Origin of the sequence: Hymenobacter daecheongensis DSM 21074 (genome assembly GCF_900141805.1) — a bacterium.
Classification (GTDB): domain Bacteria; phylum Bacteroidota; class Bacteroidia; order Cytophagales; family Hymenobacteraceae; genus Hymenobacter; species Hymenobacter daecheongensis.
Map to the genome: position 1 here is coordinate 16,836 of NZ_FQYN01000004.1, position 18,339 is coordinate 35,174.

At 60.0% G+C, this 18,339-nt stretch carries 17 protein-coding genes; 11 read left to right on the plus strand and 6 right to left on the minus strand.

What is annotated here, in order from left to right; genetic code table 11:
• Positions 1–64 precede the first annotated feature (64 nt).
• From BUB62_RS08255 to BUB62_RS19285, 11 genes are all read left to right on the plus strand, one after another.
• Positions 65–736 carry a succinate dehydrogenase cytochrome b subunit gene (locus BUB62_RS08255; RefSeq protein ID WP_073108638.1) on the plus strand — a complete coding sequence of 224 codons (672 nt, stop codon included), beginning with the start codon at positions 65–67 and terminating at the stop codon, positions 734–736.
• 21 nt (positions 737–757) lie between these two features.
• Positions 758–2,692, plus strand: a complete 1,935-nt coding sequence (locus BUB62_RS08260; protein ID WP_073108640.1) for a fumarate reductase/succinate dehydrogenase flavoprotein subunit — start codon at positions 758–760, stop codon at positions 2,690–2,692.
• A 140-nt stretch (positions 2,693–2,832) separates the two neighbouring features.
• Complete coding sequence (locus BUB62_RS08265) at positions 2,833–3,588, plus strand: succinate dehydrogenase/fumarate reductase iron-sulfur subunit (RefSeq protein ID WP_073109657.1); 756 nt, start codon at positions 2,833–2,835, stop codon at positions 3,586–3,588.
• Positions 3,589–3,774: 186 nt separating this feature from the next.
• Positions 3,775–4,302, plus strand: a complete 528-nt coding sequence (locus BUB62_RS08270) for an NADPH-dependent FMN reductase (RefSeq protein WP_073108643.1) — start codon at positions 3,775–3,777, stop codon at positions 4,300–4,302.
• A gap of 82 nt (positions 4,303–4,384) precedes the next feature.
• Positions 4,385–4,765, plus strand: coding sequence for a hypothetical protein (locus BUB62_RS08275; protein ID WP_073108645.1), 381 nt, complete (start codon positions 4,385–4,387; stop codon positions 4,763–4,765).
• Between the two features lie 107 nt (positions 4,766–4,872).
• Positions 4,873–5,652: an MbnP family protein gene (locus BUB62_RS08280; RefSeq protein ID WP_073108647.1), complete on the plus strand. Its 780-nt coding sequence runs from the start codon at positions 4,873–4,875 to the stop codon at positions 5,650–5,652.
• 13 nt (positions 5,653–5,665) lie between these two features.
• The gene (locus BUB62_RS08285; RefSeq protein ID WP_073108648.1) at positions 5,666–6,721 is read left to right on the plus strand and encodes a cytochrome-c peroxidase; all 1,056 of its coding nucleotides are present in this window, start codon (positions 5,666–5,668) and stop codon (positions 6,719–6,721) included.
• 49 nt (positions 6,722–6,770) lie between these two features.
• On the plus strand, positions 6,771–7,766 hold the full coding sequence (locus BUB62_RS08290; RefSeq protein WP_073108650.1) for a transporter: 996 nt from the start codon (positions 6,771–6,773) through the stop codon (positions 7,764–7,766).
• Positions 7,767–7,893: 127 nt separating this feature from the next.
• Entirely contained in the window at positions 7,894–9,039 is a 1,146-nt protein-coding gene (locus BUB62_RS08295) for a cytochrome-c peroxidase (RefSeq protein WP_073108653.1), read from the plus strand.
• Between the two features lie 87 nt (positions 9,040–9,126).
• Positions 9,127–10,011, plus strand: a complete 885-nt coding sequence (locus BUB62_RS08300) for an acyltransferase family protein (RefSeq protein WP_073108655.1) — start codon at positions 9,127–9,129, stop codon at positions 10,009–10,011.
• 93 nt (positions 10,012–10,104) lie between these two features.
• On the plus strand, positions 10,105–10,278 hold the full coding sequence (locus BUB62_RS19285; protein ID WP_159437425.1) for a hypothetical protein: 174 nt from the start codon (positions 10,105–10,107) through the stop codon (positions 10,276–10,278).
• A gap of 241 nt (positions 10,279–10,519) precedes the next feature.
• Here the strand turns inward: BUB62_RS19285 and ftsZ are convergent, their stop codons facing one another.
• The 6 genes from ftsZ to BUB62_RS08330 form a co-directional block, all read right to left on the minus strand.
• Positions 10,520–12,004, minus strand: coding sequence for a cell division protein FtsZ (ftsZ, locus tag BUB62_RS08305; protein ID WP_073108657.1), 1,485 nt, complete (start codon positions 12,002–12,004; stop codon positions 10,520–10,522).
• Positions 12,005–12,108: 104 nt separating this feature from the next.
• On the minus strand, positions 12,109–13,476 hold the full coding sequence (gene ftsA / locus BUB62_RS08310; RefSeq protein WP_073108660.1) for a cell division protein FtsA: 1,368 nt from the start codon (positions 13,474–13,476) through the stop codon (positions 12,109–12,111).
• 85 nt (positions 13,477–13,561) lie between these two features.
• The gene (locus BUB62_RS08315) at positions 13,562–14,326 is read right to left on the minus strand and encodes a cell division protein FtsQ/DivIB (RefSeq protein ID WP_073108662.1); all 765 of its coding nucleotides are present in this window, start codon (positions 14,324–14,326) and stop codon (positions 13,562–13,564) included.
• Positions 14,310–15,758, minus strand: a complete 1,449-nt coding sequence (gene murC, locus BUB62_RS08320) for a UDP-N-acetylmuramate--L-alanine ligase (RefSeq protein WP_073108664.1) — start codon at positions 15,756–15,758, stop codon at positions 14,310–14,312. Before murC ends, BUB62_RS08315 begins: the two co-directional genes overlap by 17 nt.
• A gap of 70 nt (positions 15,759–15,828) precedes the next feature.
• Positions 15,829–16,974, minus strand: a complete 1,146-nt coding sequence (gene murG, locus BUB62_RS08325) for an undecaprenyldiphospho-muramoylpentapeptide beta-N-acetylglucosaminyltransferase (RefSeq protein ID WP_073108667.1) — start codon at positions 16,972–16,974, stop codon at positions 15,829–15,831.
• A gap of 120 nt (positions 16,975–17,094) precedes the next feature.
• Positions 17,095–18,276, minus strand: a complete 1,182-nt coding sequence (locus tag BUB62_RS08330) for an FtsW/RodA/SpoVE family cell cycle protein (protein WP_200799908.1) — start codon at positions 18,274–18,276, stop codon at positions 17,095–17,097.
• Positions 18,277–18,339 lie beyond the last annotated feature (63 nt).

Below are 18,339 nucleotides of genomic sequence, written 5' to 3' on the forward strand. Positions count from 1 at the left end.
GTACGGAGTTGGCATGTACCTTTGATCGACATAACCGACCCCTTCAAACCCACCAATCGCTCCTATGAGTTGGATTAGTAAGACGTTTTCCAGTAGCATCGGCCGCAAGATAATCATGGCCCTCACTGGCCTGTTTCTCTGCTCGTTTCTGGTTGTTCACCTCATCGGCAATCTGCAGCTTTTCAAGGACGATGGCGGCGCGGCATTCAACATTTACTCCCATTTCATGGGCACCAACCCGCTTATCCGGACCCTGGAATGGGGCTTGGTGCTCGGGTTTGGGTTTCACATCTACGAGGCCCTGATCCTCACCCGCCGCAACCAGGCAGCCCGCGGCATTGGCTACGTGGAAAGTCGCCCCAGCCAGAACAGCTCCTGGCAGTCGCGCAACATGGGCCTGCTGGGCACCATCATCCTGGTTTTCCTGCTGGTACACCTCTACAACTTCTTCTGGCGCGCCCGCTTCGGCGACCTCGACCCGGACATCAACAACAACGACGACCTGTACACGCTGGTCGTTAGCTCGTTCCATCAGTGGTGGTACGTGCTGCTCTACGTGCTGGCGCAGGTGGCGCTCTGCTATCACCTCATCCACGGCTTCCGCAGCGCCTTCCAGACGGTGGGCCTGAACCACCGCAAATACACGCCGGCCATCAAGATTTTCGGCTACGTTTTCTCGGTGGTGGTGTGCGCCGGCTTCGCCGCGATGCCGCTGTACTTCTACTTTTTCAAATAAATCCTAACCTCGTTCATTCCGATGATTCTGGATTCCAAAATTCCCGAGGGGCCCTTGGCCGAGAAGTGGGAGAAGCATAAGTTTAACGTCAAGCTCGTAAACCCCGCCAACAAGCGGAAATACGACGTAATCGTGGTCGGAACCGGCCTGGCCGGCGGCGCTGCCGCCGCCTCGCTGGCCGAGTTGGGCTACAACGTAAAAGCCTTTACTTACCATGATTCGCCGCGCCGGGCGCACTCCATTGCGGCGCAGGGCGGTATCAACGCGGCTAAAAACTACCAGAACGACGGCGACTCGGTGTTCCGGCTGTTCTATGACACCATCAAGGGTGGCGACTACCGCGCCCGCGAAGCCAACGTGTATCGTCTGGCCCAGGTGTCGGTGAATATCATTGACCAGTGCGTGGCGCAGGGCGTGCCTTTCGCCCGCGAATACGGCGGCCTGCTGGCTAACCGCTCCTTTGGCGGGGCTCAGGTAAGCCGCACGTTTTATGCCCGCGGCCAGACCGGACAGCAGCTGCTGTTGGGAGCCTACTCGGCCCTCTCGCGCCAGATTGCCTACGGCAAGGTGAAGATGTACACCCGCTCCGAGATGCTGGACGTGGTGATTGTGGACGGGCAGGCCCGGGGCATCATCACCCGCAACTTGATTACGGGCGAGATTGAGAAGCACGCGGCCCACGCCGTGGTGCTGGCCACCGGCGGCTACGGCAACGTGTTCTACCTGAGCACCAACGCCATGTACTGCAACGCCACGGCCGCGTGGCGGGCCCACAAGAAGGGCGCGTATTTCGCCAACCCCTGCTTCACCCAGATTCACCCCACCTGCATTCCCGTATCGGGCGACTACCAGTCGAAGCTGACGCTGATGTCGGAATCGTTGCGCAACGACGGGCGCGTGTGGGTGCCTAAGACGGTGGAAATGGCCGAGCGCGTGCGCCAGGGCCAGATCAAGCCCCAGGATATTGCCGAAGACGACCGGGATTACTTCCTGGAGCGCAAATACCCCGCCTTCGGTAACTTGGTGCCTCGCGACGTAGCTTCGCGCAATGCCAAGCAGATGTGCGACGAAGGCCGTGGCGTAGGCTCTACCGGTCTGGCCGTCTACCTCGATTTCTCGGAAATCATCAAGCGCACTGGCGCGGAGGCGGTGAGCCAGAAGTACGGTAACCTGTTTGCCATGTACGAGAAAATCACCGACGAGGACCCGTACAAGCAGCCGATGCGCATCTATCCGGCTGTGCACTATACCATGGGCGGCCTCTGGGTCGACTACAACCTGCAAACTACGGTGCCCGGCCTGTACGCCACCGGCGAGTGCAACTTCTCCGACCACGGCGCCAACCGCCTCGGCGCTTCTGCCCTGATGCAGGGCCTGGCCGACGGCTACTTCGTGATTCCCTACACCATCGGTGACTACCTGGCCCAGACGCCACCGAAGCCCGTATCGACTGATGACGCGGCTTTTGCCACGGCCGAGGCCGACGTGCGTGGGCGCGTGCAGAAGCTGATGAGCATCAACGGCACCCGCACCCCCGACGACTTCCACAAGCACCTGGGCAACCTGATGTGGGAGTACTGCGGTATGGCCCGTACCGCCGAAGGGCTGAAGTTTGCCAAAGCCGAGATTCAGAAGCTGCGCCGCGAGTTCTGGAGCGACCTGAAGCTGACCGGCTCGAACGATGAGTTGAACCAGGCCCTCGAAAAAGCCGGCCGCGTGGCCGACTTCATCGAGCTGGGCGAGCTGATGGTGGATGATGCCCTGGCCCGCAACGAAAGCTGCGGCGGCCACTTCCGCGAGGAGTATCAGACCCCCGAAGGCGAGGCCCTGCGCGACGACGAGAACTTCGCCTACGTAGCCGCCTGGCAATATACGGGCGACAACCAGCCGGAAATCCTGAACAAGGAGCCGCTGCAGTTCGAAAACGTCAAGCTTACGCAGCGCAGCTATAAGTAATGTTGAATTTTGAATGTTGGGTGTTGAATTGGCAGAGGCTCGTTTCTCTGCCAATTCGATATTCCTAAACCCATTCAACATTTAAAACTCAAAATTCAAAATTCCCAGATATGGCCGGCTCCAATCCCAACGCCAAACCAATGAACCTGACGCTGAAAGTGTGGCGGCAGAAAAACCGCGCCGCCGCGGGTCAGGTGGTAGATTATAATGTGCGCGACATTTCACCCGATATGTCGTTTCTGGAAATGCTGGATGTCCTCAACGAGGATTTGCTGCGCAAGGGCGATGATCCGGTAGCCTTCGACCACGACTGCCGCGAAGGCATCTGCGGCTCGTGCAACCTGTTTATCAACGGCCGCGCCCACGGCCCTGAGTCGGGCACCACGACCTGCCAGCTGCACATGCGCAAGTTTTCGGATGGCGACACCATCGTCATCGAGCCGTGGCGGGCCAACTCGTTTCCGGTCAATAAAGACCTGAGCGTGGACCGCTCCGCTTTCGACCGCATCATTCAGGCCGGCGGCTACGTGAGCGTGAACACCGGCGGCGCGCCCGACGGCAACGAAATTCCAATTCCGAAGGAAATTGCTGACCGGGCTTTCGAGGCTGCTACCTGTATCGGGTGCGGGGCGTGCGTGGCGGCCTGCAAAAATGCCTCGGCCATGCTGTTCGTGTCGGCGAAGGTGTCGCAGCTGGCACTATTGCCGCAGGGCCATGTAGAGCGTGCTACCCGCGTCGAAAACATGGTGGCGCAGATGGATATTGAAGGATTCGGGGCCTGCACCAATATCGGCTCGTGCGCGGCGGAGTGTCCGGTGGGCATCTCGCTGGAAAACATTGCCCTGCTGAACCGCGAGTTTCTGACGGCCAAAGCCTCGTCGAACAATCTGTCGTAGCGGCTGGTTTGCAGCAAGCGAATCCGCAAAAAAAGCGAAACGGTCCTCGTTTCGCTTTTTTTATGGCCCTTTCGCAGTTGTCGGCTCGTGGTGTGCGGGGCAGCGCCGCGCGGGCATCTGACTTCGCGCGGCACTGTCCCCGGCCAGCCATTGCTCATTCTTCATTGCTCATCGCTCATCGAAACCATGATTACCATCATTGCCGGCACCAACCGCCCTCATTCCCGCGCCCGCCTCATTGCCAACATCTACGCGGAACTGCTGGAAGGGCTAGATGCCCCGCACCAGATCCTGGATCTGGCCGATTTGCCCGCCGACTTCAGCAGTAGTGCCCTCTACCACAACGTAGGCAAGCACGAGGATTTCAACCAGCTGGTGCAGCAGGCCGAGGCTGCCGACAAGCTGGTTTTCATTGTGCCCGAATACAACAACTCGCTGCCGGGCGTGCTCAAGGGCTTCATCGACGGCCTACCCTACCCCGGCGGTGTGCGGGGCAAGAAGGCGGCGCTGGTGGGCCTCTCCTCGGGCACGCAGGGCGGACTGCTGGCCCTGTCGCACCTCACCGATATTCTGATGTATCTGGGTACTACTGTGGTGCCGGCCCGTGTGCGCCTGCCCACCATCGACCAGCACCTAAACAGCAGCGGCGAGCTGACCAACTCGCTGTATCTGCAACTGCTGAAAGAGCAAGCTGCGCAGTTGCTGGCAGCGTAGCAGGCACACCACGCAGGCAACCCAAGCGCTTTTGGGGCCGAGTAAGCTATATTTACCCGCCTGTTTCTTTCACCTGCTTGCCGTGGCCCGCTTCCTGGCTTATCTGCTTACCGTGCTCCTGCTGCTCCAGACGTTCAGCCGGGAGCTGGTCGTGCTGGACTACCAGGTGCACAAGGAGCGGATAACCCGACTTTTCTGCGTGAACAAGGCCCGCCCGCAACTGCGCTGCAACGGCCAGTGTCATTTGGGCAAGCAGCTGCGCAAAGCCGCTGATGCACAAAGCAAAGCCCCGGCGGCGGGCTTTGCCAAAATTAAATACGAAGCCCTGCTCCCGCTGCGGCCCGTCTTTGTCCGGCCCGCCGCCGAACCGGCCAGACCGGGCCGCTTCCCCCACTTCAGAAAGCTGCACTACGCTTTTACGCCGGTGCATAGCGTTTTTCATCCACCGACGCCTCGGGTCTGACTACTGACCGGCTGCCCGCATAGCCTGCGGGTAGTACTGTTTGTTTTCCGTTGGGCGGTTGCGCTTCATGCAGCCGTGCAATTCAGCTTACCCCGAAGTTTAAGACGATGAAAATTCAATCCGTATTTCTGGCCCTGGCCGTGCTGGCTCTGGGCCTGAGCAGCTGCGAGAATAAAAAAGCCGACCCTGTTCCCGAAACGGGCAGCCTATCCATTGAGATGGAGCACGTTGTGGGCTCTAGTGCCCTAAAGCTGAATAGCTCTACGACAGCTTTCGACTACCGCACGCCCAGCGACGAGTGGTTCAACGTGACGACATTCCGCTACTACGTTTCCAACATCAAGCTCCGGCGAGCCGACGGCACCGAGTATGCCCAGCCAAACAGCTACTACTTGGTTGATGCGGCCATGCCGGCCACGAAGGTTCTGGAGCTGAAGGACGTGCCCGCAGGCGACTACACCGGCCTGAGCTTTCTGGTGGGCGTCGACGCACCCCGCAACACGACCGGAGCCCAGGAAGGTGTGTTAGCGCCCGGCGACATGTTCTGGAGCTGGAAGAGCGGCTACATCTTCCTGAAGATGGAAGGCTATTCGCCGGCGGCTCCCGGCAGCAAGGTGCTCCAGTTCCACATTGGTGGCTTTGAGGATCCTAATAATGCGTTGCGCACCATCTCGCCGGCCCTCCCCAGCGGCGTGAAGCTGCTGGTGCGCCCCGACCACGCGCCCGAAATTCACATGAAGGCTGATCTGATGAAGCTGTTTGTGGGACCAACCACGGTGAAATTCGGCAGCTTCGCTATTCCGCACATGCCAGGGGCCAATGCCATGAAAATTGCCGATAACTATGCGGCCGGCATGTTTGAAATAGACCACGTGCACGCCAATTAGCCGCTGCCCACCCATGAGACGCACGCTACTACTGCCGCTGGCCTTCGGGCTGGCGGCCGTATGGATGACGGGCTGCGCACCCGATGCCGATATGGCACCGGAGCAGGCGGTGCCCGGCGCGGTCCTGCCGGTCAATTTCCCGGCCCCGGTATATGGCCCGGAGCAGAACCCACCGACCAAAGAAGCCTTCGAGCTGGGCCGCAGCCTGTTCTACGACCCGCGCCTGTCGCGCGACGGCACCATTTCGTGCGGCAGCTGCCACCAGCAGTTTGTGGCGTTTGCCCACGCAGGCCACACCGTTAGTCATGGTATTGAGGGCCGGCTGGGCACGCGCAATGCCCCGCCGCTGCAAAATCTGCGCTGGCGGCGGGGCTTCATGTGGGACGGCGGCCCCAACCACCTGGAGGTGATCCCGCTGGCCCCGCTCACCAATCCGCTGGAAATGGATGAGACGCTCGACAACGTGCTGCGCAAGCTCAACGCCGACCTCAGTTACCAGCAGCGCTTTCAGGTGGTTTTCAGCAAGCAGCCCATCGACTCTTATCAGCTACTGAAGGCGCTGGCGCAGTTCATGGCGGCCCTGACTTCGGCCAATTCGCGCTACGACCATTTCGTGCGCGGCGAGGCTGGCGGCACGCTCACGGAACCCGAGCTGCGCGGAAGGGCAGTGCTGGTGCAGCAGTGCGCCAGCTGCCACGCCACGGATCTGTTCACCGATGAGTCGTTCCGCAACAACGGCCTGGATCGGTCGTTTGCCGCCGATTCGGGCCGGGCGCACATCACCGGACTGGCCGCCGACCAGGGCAAATTCAAAGTGCCTTCACTGCGCAATGTGGCCCTCACGGCTCCCTACATGCACGATGGCCGCTTCCAGACGCTGCGGCAGGTGCTCGACCACTACGACCACGGCGTAGTTGAATCGGCCACGCTCGACCCGATTTTGCGCCAGCCGGGTGGCAGACTGGGCCTCCCGCTTACGCCGCAGGAAAAGAACGACCTGCTTGCCTTCCTCAATACGCTCACCGATGCGGCCTTCCTGACCGACAAGCGCCTGGCCGAACAGCGCTGAGCGCCCTCACAGCGCCTTGCCGAGCTGGTTTCGAATCAAACTCAACTTTATGAAAAAGCCATATTCAGCCTTCTTGCTGGCCTTTCTACTGCTGCCCGCGGTTGGCAGCGCCTGCGACATCTGCGGGTGCTTCATGGGCATCACCCCCTACGACAACCAAAGCGGTATTTCGCTCATGCACCGCTACCGGGTGTTCAATGGCTACCAGCAGCTGGGGCAGCGTCACCGTTTTTTCCCTAAGGGCGTGCAGCCGTTTCTTCCCTCCCGGCCCAATCAGGATACGGGCTACCGGCACAACCACCAGAGTGACCCAACCGACTATGAGGCCTACCGCGTTGCGGAATTCCGGGCGAAGTACTTCCTGGCCAAGCGCCTGGAACTGAATGCTTTTCTGCCCTATGTGATGAACACGGCGCAAAGCAGCGGCCAGCAGCTGAATACGGCCGGCCTGGGCGACGTGACGGTATTTGCGGGCTACCACCTCATTCGGGCCATCGAGACGGCCGGCGTGCAGAGCCGGTTAATAGTGGGAGGTGGCGTGAAGCTACCCACCGGCGACTACCGGCGCACCAACGCAGAGGGGCGGCGCTACCCCATGCTCAATCAGCCCGGCACCGGCACCACCGATGGCTTCTTGTACGCCAACTACATCGGCAGCTTGCATAGCGTGGGCCTGAGCCTGAACAGCAGCTATCGGCGCACCTCCCGCAATGCTTTCGGCAGCAGCCTGGCCCCCAGCACCAGCACTTTCGCCAATCTGTTTTACCGCGTGCCGCTGGGAGCCAACTGGCAAGTGTACCCGTCGGCGCAGCTGTATTATGAGCATACTAAAGGCGAGATGCTGGACGGCCAGCTCATCCAGGAGCACGCTCTGCAAGATGCCCTGCTGGGTCCTGGCCTGGATATATACTACAAAAACCTCTCGCTGAACACCAGCTTTCAGCTCCCGGTATACACGGCAGCTACCAACCATCCGGCCGGGGCGGGACGTATGGTGGTGGCCCTGGGCTACAGCTTCAAGCAAAGCAAATATCTGCTTAAATAAGCTTGAGACGCGGCAATCAGGCAGATGACGAATGTTGCAGCAGCCCGGAGGAACCAAGCCGGCCGGTGTAGCCTTTCTGTCCTGAAATCCATAACTTGACCGTTCACCGTTATTTGCACTTCTGCCCGTGCTCCTTTCTATCCGTCTGCGTTCGTTGCTTTTAGCCCCGGCGGCGCTGCTTCTACTGGCGGCCGGTTGCCAGTCTGGCCCTGAAGAGCAGCCCCAGGAAGAGCCCGTAGTAACCACGCCCTACCAGCTGACCTTGCCCGCCGGGTTTCCGCAGGCCGTTCGGCTGCCGGCCGACAATCCGCTGACGGAGGAAGGCGTAGCGCTGGGGCGGAGCCTGTTTTATGAAGTGCGCCTCTCGCGTAACAATGCCCTTTCTTGCGGCAGCTGCCACGTGCAGAGCAAGGCCTTCACCGATGGCCGAGCACGGGCAATCGGTGCGGATGGGGCAACACACAGCCGCGGCTCCATGTCATTGGCCAATATGCTCTGGGAGCCCAGCCTAAACTGGGACGGCGCCGCCGACGGCCTCGAAAAGCAGGCTCGCAAGCCGATTGAGAACCCTGTGGAAATGCACCAGCCGCTGGCCGAGGGAGTGCGCAAGCTGCAGCAGACGGAGCTGTACCCACCGCTGTTCCGCAAGGCCTTCGGCACCTCGACCATTACGGAGGAAAACGTGCTGAAAGCGCTGGCCCAGTTTGAGCGCACCCTGATTTCGGCCAACTCCAAGTACGACAAGCTCAAGCGGCGCGAAATCAGCCGCCTTTCGCCCACCGAAGAAGCCGGGCGGCAGTTATTCCTGATTCACCCCACGCCGGCCGATAACCTTGCGGGAGCCAACTGCTTCCACTGCCACAACGAAGGCAATCTGCTGTTCAGCTCCACCGATTATACGCGCGGTGCGGCAGCGAGCTTTTTCAACAACGGCCTCGATGCCAGCCCCGCCGATGCCGGCCGCGGCGGCGTAACGGGCCTGGCCGCCGACCGCGGCAAGTTCCGCGCCCCTACCCTGCGCAACATTGCCCTCACGGCCCCCTACATGCACGACGGCCGCTTCCAGACGCTCCAGCAGGTGCTCGACCACTACAGTGACCATGTGCAGCTAAGCAGCCCCAATCTCGACATCAACATGCTCGGGGCCAGCAACACCCACAACGGCACCCAGCTTGACCTGACGGCGCTCCAGAAGCAGCAGCTCATTGCCTTCCTGCACACGCTTACTGATTCGACTTTTATCCAGGATAAGCGGTTTTCCAACCCGTTCTGAGTGGTGGCCGGTCAGAAAAATCAATTCTTCTAATCTATTGAAGCCACGGCTAGCTGCCCGCTGGCCAGGTTTGTATGCTCTTATTCTATGCGGCCACTCCCTGCCTCGACCACCGCAGCCGCTGCCTATCTACCCGCCCTGACCGGCATACGCGCCGTGGCGGCTTACCTAGTTTTTCTGCATCACTTCAATCCGTTTCATAAAGACGGCGTCACCCGGCACCTACATAGTCTGCTGCTGGAATTCCATGTAGGCGTGCCTATCTTTTTCGTGCTAAGCGGCTTTCTGATTACGCTGCGCTACGCCCACAGCACTGAGTGGACCGGCCGTTGGTGGCGCAGCTACCTGCGCAACCGGCTAGCCCGCATCTATCCCATGTATTTCCTGCTGACGTGCCTCTACTTTGCCTGGCAATACCAGATTGAAGGCACGTTCAATGCAGGAATCTGGCTGGCAAATGTTCTTTTTCTGCGCGGTTTCTTCGAAAGCATCGCTTATTCGGGCATCGCCCAGGGCTGGACGCTCACGGTGGAGGAATGCTTCTATCTGGCGGCTCCGGCAGCTTTCTGGCTTCTGGCTCGTCGGCAGATGCGGCTCTGGGTCATGCCTTTCGTGTTGCTGGCAGTAGGCTGCGGGCTGGTGCTGGTTTTTGGACCACTGACGCTATACGGCCTGTTTGCCAATTTCAAATTCATGCTGCTGTTCACCTTTTTTGGGCGCTGCTTCGAGTTTTTCGCGGGTCTGCAGCTGGCCTTGTGGTATCGTGAGGGGCGGCTGCGGCGCTATACTGTGCCCGGCCTGCTCACCAGCATTGGTATTCTGCTGATTGCGGCTGTTATCATAGGTATGGTCTGGACGCGAGGTGTATATGAATATGGTCAGGAACACCCGTTTGGCGTGGCCCTGAACAATGTAGCCCTGCCCGGTGCCATTGTGCTGCTCTTCGCCGGACTGCTCACGGAGCCCACCTAGTTACGGCAGCTGCTTTCCCACCGTATTGTGCAGGTGCTGGGCAGAAGCTCTTATGTTTTCTATCTGATCCATCTAGGTCCAATCCAGCAGTTTATGCGCCGCCTCGTTGTACTTGACAATGATTTGCTGAGCTTCCTAGTGGTATTTTTGCTTCTGAATCTGCTAGCCATTGCCCTCCACTATCTGGTAGAGCAGCCGCTCAACAACTTCCTGCGCCAACGGCCCGCCTTCACCCCAGCATCCCTACATTCCGCTCAACCCGTATGAAATACCTGCTTTCCTGGCTTCTACTACTGGCAGCTACCGCTTGCACCACGGCCTCCTCGCCCCGCGCGCTCAGTCCCGACCGGGAACAAGCCGCCCCCCGGCACCGGGCCGAAGCCAGTGATTCAGTTGCCATACCTCAGCAGTAATCAAGCCTCATCTTCAGCCTAGTTGAAAATATACCCCAAAGAAAAAGCCGCTCAGAGTATCTGAGCGGCTTTTTCTTTGGGGGCTGAATGACGGATTAGTCCACGTTATCGTGCAGGAAGCGGTTGTCGCCCAGCAGCTCGTTATCGTCGGAGAGGTTGAAGCGCGAGATGTTCCGCTCGCTGGAAGGCACCACGTTTTCCAGCTTCACCTGCCGGCGCAGATAGGCGGGCGTTTCCAGCTGGTCCTTGATGGCATCGTTGGTCAGGCCGTTGCTCAGCGACTCCAGGCGGCGGCGGCGCTCCTCGGCCCGGGCATCCAGCGTGGGGCGCGGGGCAATGGGGGCGGCGGGCTGGGCCTGCTGCACCATCACCGGCTCGGGCGCGGCGGCCATCGGGGCCGTCACGGGCAGCGCGGGCGCTACGTATGCCGGATCATCGAGACCGTAGGTAACCTTCGGCGGCTCGGGCGCGGCGGGTACGGGAGTGCCGAAAGTGGGCACAAACGAAGGGGCTGAATCCTGCCGCTCTTTGTCGAAGATGTTGATCTGCGGATCGGGCATCACCGGCTCGGGCTCTGATTTCTCCACCCCATACGCCGTGCTGATGTTGTGCGCGTCGCGGGCGAAGCCGGTGGCAATAACCGTTACGCGGATGCTCTGGCCCAGCGTCGAGTCGATGCCGTGGCCGAAGATAACCTCCGCGTCCTGGCCGGCCTTGTTCTGGATATACTCCGTAATCTCGGTCAGCTCGTCCATTTCCAGCTCGGCCTGGTCGCCCGACATAATGGAGAGCAGGATTTTCTGCGCTCCGTGAATGTCGGTGTTGTTCAGCAGCGGCGACGACAACGCTTCTTCCGCTGAGCGGCGGGCGCGGTTTTCGCCTTCGGTAATGCTGCTGCCCATCACGGCCGCACCCGAGTCCTTCATCACCGTTTTCACGTCTTCAAAGTCCACGTTGACTTCACTCGTTACAGTAATGATTTCGGCAATAGATTTGGCGGCCGTGCTCAGCACGTTGTCGGCCTTGGCAAAGGCCGCGCGAATGGGCAGATTGCCGAAAATTTCGCGCAGCTTATCGTTGAGAATCACCAGGACCGTGTCGCAGTTCTCGCTCAGCTCCTTGATGCCCTGCTCGGCCTGCTGGCGCTTCTTTTTGCCCTCAAACAGGAACGGTGCCGTGACAATGCCCACGGTGAGAATGCCCAATTCCTTGGCCACTTTGGCAATGACCGGGGCTGCGCCCGTGCCCGTGCCGCCGCCCATACCGGCCGTGATGAACACCATCTTGGTGCCGTTGCTGAGCAGCTCGCGGATCTGCTCGCGGCTCTCGATGGCGGCCTGCTTGCCCCGCTCGGGGTTCGCGCCGGCTCCGAGGCCCTCGGTCAGGTCCACGCCGATCTGCAGCTTGTTGGGCACGGTGCTGCTGTGCAGGGCCTGCTTATCGGTGTTGCAAATGACGAATTCCACGTCCTTAATGCCCTGACTGAACATGTGGTTCACGGCATTGGAGCCCCCGCCGCCTACCCCAATCACCTTGATGATGGAGTTGGACTGGGCCGGAATATCAAACTTATAATTCATTTCAGAAATGTTAAATGTTGAAGGTTGAATGTTAAATGAGGATTGGAAAGCTGGTTTGCGTTGCGTCAATTCAACATCCAACATTTAAAACTCAACATTACCATTTAGTACTGCTTATCGTCGAAATCATCAATCAGCAGCCCTTTCGTGCGGCTGATGATGTTGCGGAAAAAGTCGCTGGTGGCGGAGGGCTTTTTGGGCTCCGCGCTCTTGGGCGCTTCAGCTTTGGCGGCTGGCACGTGCGCGGGAGCCTGGTAGTAGGCGGCCACGGGCTTCGCGGTTTCCTCTTCCTCCTCGTACGGCCGGTTGATGCGCTCATCGATGGAGCGGTAGCCGGCCAGCACGAGACCCACAGTGGTAGCGTACATCGGCGACTTCACGGCCTCGATGCGGCTCTTGCCGAGGTGCTCGTTGGGGTAGCCGATGCGGGTATCGAGGCCCGTAACGTACTCCGTGAGCTGCACCAGATTCTGCAGTTGCGAGCCGCCACCCGTCAGCACGATGCCGGCGGCCAGCTTGTCGGCGTGGCCGGTGCGCTGGATTTCGGCATACACCAGCTCGATGATTTCCTCCATCCGGGCCTCAATGATGTGGGCCAAGTTTTTGAGCGAAATCTCCTTCGGGGCCCGGTCGCGCAGGCCGGGGATGCTCACGATTTCGTAGTCGGAGGCTTCCTCGGAAATGGCTTTGCCGAACTTCACTTTCAGCTGCTCGGCCTGGTTCTGCATCACTAGGCAGCCCTGCTTGATGTCGGACGTGACGATATTGCCGCCGAAGGGCAGCACGGCCGCGTGCCGGATGATGCCGTCCTTGAAGATGGCTAGGTCGGTGGTGCCGCCGCCGATGTCGATGAGGGCCACGCCGGCTTCCTTCTCCTCTTCGCTCAGCACCGACATGCTCGACGCCAGCGGCTCCAGAATCAGGTTATCGATTTCCAGGCCCGCCTTCGTGACGCACTTGTTGATGTTGTTGATGGCCGTGCTCTGAGCCGTGATGATGTGGAAGTTGCCCTCCAGGCGCACGCCCGACATTCCCACGGGGTCCAAGATACCTTCCTCGTAATCCACCTTGTAGTCCTGGGGCATTACGTGGATGATTTCGGAGCCGGGCGGAGTTACCAGCCGGTACATATCGTTGGTAAGGCGATTCACGTCGTCGACGGTGATTTCCGTTTCGGCCGAGTTGCGGGTGATGCTGCCGTTGTGCTGCAGGCTCTTAATGTGCTGCCCGGCAATGCCCACGTTCACCACGCCGATGTTGATGCCGGACTGCTCCTCGGCCATGCGGATGGCCTTCTTGATGGCATCCACGGTTTTGTCGATGTTCGACACGATACCGCGCACCACGCCTTCCGACACGGCTTTGCCTAAGCCCAGAATTTCGAGCTTGCCAAATTCATTTTTGCGCCCAACCAGCACGCAAATTTTGGTGGTACCAATGTCGAGGCCGACTACAATCTTATCGTTTTGCATGGGAAAGGAAGGGCGAGGATGCGGTTGGAGCAAGGTGATGTAAAGGCAAAAAACGCTGTTTTTAAGCGTTTAAACAAGGGTTGGGCTATTCACAGATAATCTGATCCTTAAACTCAACATTGACGCGGTGATACGTGTCCCAACCCAGCGCAGGTGGTATTTGACGGTAAAATACCATTAGTTTCGCAAATTTTTCTGAAATGTTCTCCGGAAGTCCAAATTCTATTCGTTGGTCTCCTACCTGCTGGGTGAAGGAAACTTTGCCATTCGGCCCCACAAATACCTCCGCTACCTGGGCCCGCCAGAACGGGTGCTCATCAATGTAACGCAACATTTCGAGGTAGCGGCGGCCCGTAGAATCCTGGAAGAACTGGGCTGGCAGCGGCTGGCCGCTCAGGCGCGAAACCGGCACCACGCGGGCCGTGAACAACGGTGAGAGCGGCAACTTTTTGCCCTCGGCATCCAAGTAGCAGTCGAGGCGGGTATCGGGGTGGGTGAGGCGGGCGATGGGGCGGTTCTGGCGCACGTCGGCGTGCAGATTCCCGGCCAAGTCGCGGTACACCTGGGCTTCTTTTACGAAGCTGTGGGCTTTGAGACGGGCCTCCAGGGCCTTCAGGTTCAGGTCGTCGGGGTGCGCGCCTTCCAGGCGCTGGCTGCCGTTGCGGGTAAGCAGCTGCGTCACTTCCCGCTCACTGATGAAGAAGTTGTTGAACTCGTTGCTAATGTCGACGATGACGCTGCCCACGGGGCGGCTGGCCTGGCGCACGCCGGCAAACACGGCCAGCGCCGACAGCAGCACCAGACAGCCGGTGGCAAAAATCAGGTTGTTTACTTTACGCTTCAACTCCATTCCAACGAATATCTAGAATATTCTTTAAACGCGGCACCAGCTGGTCGATGTCGCCGGCCCCCACGGTGGCCAGCACATCGAAATCCAGGTCGGTTTCGGCCGCAGCCAATACCTGGGCTTTGGTCTGCAACGACTTTTTCGGGGCCGTAATCCGCGACAAAATCATTTCGGACGTCACGCCCGGCATGGGCAGCTCCCGCGCCGGATAGATATCAAGCAGTACCACCTCATCGGCCAGACTCAGGCTCTGGGCAAAGCCTTCGGCAAAGTCGCGGGTGCGGGAAAAAAGATGGGGCTGAAACACCACCCGCAGCCGCTTGCCCGGATACAGCGCCCGCATGGAACGCAGGAAGGCTTCAATTTCACGTGGATGGTGAGCATAATCGTCTACGTACACCTTCTCCCCGGCCGTCAGCACAAACTCAAACCGCCGCTTTACGCCCCGGTAGGCCGCCACGGCGGCTTTCAGGGCCTCTTCGCCCACGCCTTCCAGCTGCGCTACACAGCAGGCGGCCAGCATGTTTTCCACGTTGTGAAAGCCCGGCACGGCCAGCTCCAGCCCCGCTACCGTGCCCTGGGGCCCGTGCAGATGAAAGCGGAACTGGTGGCCGTGGGCGCTGATTTGGTCGGCATACAGCTCGGGGCCCTGCTCGGGCGAGAGGCCGTAGCGGATGACGCGCACGCCGGCCGGCACGGCCGCAGCCACGCTCTGGTCGGCGGTATGGTTGAGAATGAGCGTGCCGCCGGGCTTGATCTGGCCCACAAACTGCCGGAACGATTCCACCAACGACTCCTTGTCCCCATAAATATCGAGGTGGTCGGCATCGGTGCTGGTCACGATGGCAATGTCGGGGTACAGCGTGAGGAAAGACCGGTCGTATTCATCGGCCTCCACTACTACCGGAATATCTTCGGTTGTTAGTGACTGGATTTCAGAGTCCGTCAGCCCGTTCTTGATTGACTCCGGCAGGAGTAAGTTGGAGCCCAGATTGACGCTGATGCCGCCCAGAAACGCGGCGCAGGGCACACCGGCGTGGTGCAGCAGGTGGGCCACCATGCTGCTGGTGGTGGTTTTGCCGTGGGTGCCGGCCACGGCAAGCGTGCGTCGGCCCGCCGTCAGCACGCCCAGCACTTGGCTGCGCTTGCGAATGTCGTAGCCCTGCCCGCGCAGCCAGGCCCATTCCTGATGGTCCGGCGGAATGGCGGGCGTGAGCACGACCAGCGTCTGGTCTTTGTGCGCGCGCACTTCGGCCGGAATGCTGGCCACCGCATCGTCGTAGTGCACCCGGATGCCTTCGGCTTCCAGCGCCTGGGTCAGGGGCGTGGCGGTTTTGTCGTAGCCGCTCACGCTGTGGCCGTTGGCCTGAAACCAGCGGGCCAGCGCCGACATACCAATGCCGCCGATACCGAGGAAATAGACGATCTTTTTCAATTAAGAATTGAGAATGAAAAATTAAAAAATGGACCGGCGGCGGGCAGTTACGGGGCGTTGAAGACTGAGACTATTTAATGAGTTTGAGCAACTCGTCTACGATGGTCGTGGTGGCATTGGGGTGGGCGAGCGTGCGAATATGCTCCCGCAGCTGCTGCTGGCGGGCCTCGTCGGCGAGCAGGCGCAGGGCTTCGTCGTAGAGCCGGGCGGGAGCCTCGGCGTCCGAAATCAACAGGGCGGCATCGTTATTCACCAGCGCCTGCGCATTCTTGGTCTGATGGTCTTCGGCCACATTAGGCGAGGGCACCAAGATGCTGGGCTTGCCCGTGAGGCACAGCTCCGACACCGACAGCGCCCCGGCCCGCGACACCACCACATCGGCGGCGGCGTAGGCCAGATCCATGCGCTGCACAAACTCCAGGGCTTGCAGGTTGTCGGCGCGGAAGGGCGCAGCTTGCTGGGCAGCCTGCGAATAGTAGAGCTTGCCGGTTTGCCAGAGCAACTGCACCCCGGCCGCCCGCAGCAGGGGCAGCGCGGCGGCGGTAGCCTCGTTCAGGGTGCGGGCCCCCAAGCTGCCGCCTATCACGAGCAGCACCTTTTTGGCGGGGTTCAGGCCGAAAAACTGCAGGGCCTCGGCGCGGCTGCCGCTGGCAATTTCGGTGCGCACGGGGTTGCCGGTCACGACCAGCTTATCGGCGGGAAAAAACTTACTCATGCCCTCGTAGGCCACGCAGATGCGGTCGACGCGGCGGCTAAGCAGCTTATTGACCAAGCCGGCGTAGGAGTTCTGCTCCTGAATCAGGCAGGGAATATTGCGCGAGGTGGCGGCCAGCAGCACCGGCGCGGAGGCGTAGCCGCCCACGCCCACCACGGCATCGGGCCGAAACTCTTCCAGCAGCTTGCCCGCCTTGCGCACCGAGCGAAATACCTTCATCGGAAACAGCAGGTTCTGGGGCGTGAGGCGACGCTGCAGCCCGGCAATATCGAGCCCCACAATGCGGTAGCCGGCCTCGGGCACGCGGGTCATTTCCATGCGGCCGTTGGCGCCCACAAACAGGATTTCAGCGTCGGGCTGGCGGCGGCGCAACTCGTTGGCAATGGCTACCGCAGGAAAGATGTGCCCCCCCGTGCCCCCACCGCTGATGATGATGCGGTAAGGCCGCGGCTGCGGCTGCGCCAATTCTGAATTATGAATGCTGAATTCTGAATTGGCCATGAATACTGGATCTTGAATTTTGAGGGTTGGATGCTGAAGGCTGGAAACGACTGCTTAAAGGAATGACGAACGGGAGAATCAATTCAGAATTCAACATTCATAATTCAGAATTGGCGCAGCCTACGCGTATGCGGTTTTCTTGGGAATACGCATGGTTTCGGCGGGTTCGCCGGTCATGGGGCGCACTTCCCGTTCGCCGCGGCTCACGCTCAGGATAATGCCGATGCTGATGCCGGTGAAAATCAGGGAGGTGCCGCCCATGCTCAGCAGCGGCAGCGGCAGGCCCGTGATGGGGCCCAGGCCCACGGCTACGCCCATATTTACCATAGCCTGCAGCACCAGACTAAAGCTGAGCCCCGCCGACAGCAGGCCGCCGAAGGCTCCGTAGCTATTCATCACCGTCTTCAGCCCCCGATACAGAAATGCCAGGTACAGAAACAGCACCACTACGCCGCCCATCAGACCATATTCCTCGATGATGACGGCGTAGATGAAGTCGGAATACGGGTGAGGCAAGATGTTGCGTTCGGTACTCTGGCCGGGGCCTTTGCCGGTGATGCCGCCGGTGGCAATGGCTATGTAGCTGTGTTCCAGCTGAAACGGCACGGGCTTGCTCTTATCGGTGAAGCTCTCCAGGCGCGACTGTACCGTTTTGAGGCGTTGGCCGGTGGAAAGGCCGATGCCGCCCACCACGGCCCCAATGGCCACCATCACCGCCATCTGCTTCAGCGGCACCCGGCCAATGAACATCAGCAGCAGGCAGGTGCCGAACAGCAGCAGGGCCGTGGAGGCATTACTCATAATGATGATGCCGCAGATCAAACCCACCCACAGCATTACGGGCAGCAGCGTGGTGCGAAAGTCCTGCACGTTTTGCTGGCGGCGGCTCAGCATGGAGGCCACGTGGGCAATGAGGGCCAGCTTGGCCAGATCGGAGGGCTGGAAGGTCTGGTTGATGACCGGGATGGTGAGCCAGCGCGAAGCTTCGTTCAGCGTGGTGCCGCCCAGAAAGAACGTGAACAGCAGCAGCGGCACCGACAGCAGCAGCGCATACAACGACAGGCGCGAATAGTAGCGGTAATCAATGCGGTGCGCCAGCCACATAAAGGCCAGCCCCACCACAATCAGGCTGGTGTGCTTGAAGAGAAAATACTCGGTGTTGCCGCTCATTTTCTTATACGCCAGCGTGCCGGTGGCCGAATACACCACGGCAATGCTGATGAGCGAAAACAGAATCACAATGGCCCACAGAATCGGGTCACCCTTCAGATTGCGCTGCAGCCAGTTTTTGATGATTTCCATAGTGGTAGGGAGATGGTGATTTAGTGAGTTAGTAACTTAGCGAGTTGGATATTCGGTTTGCGC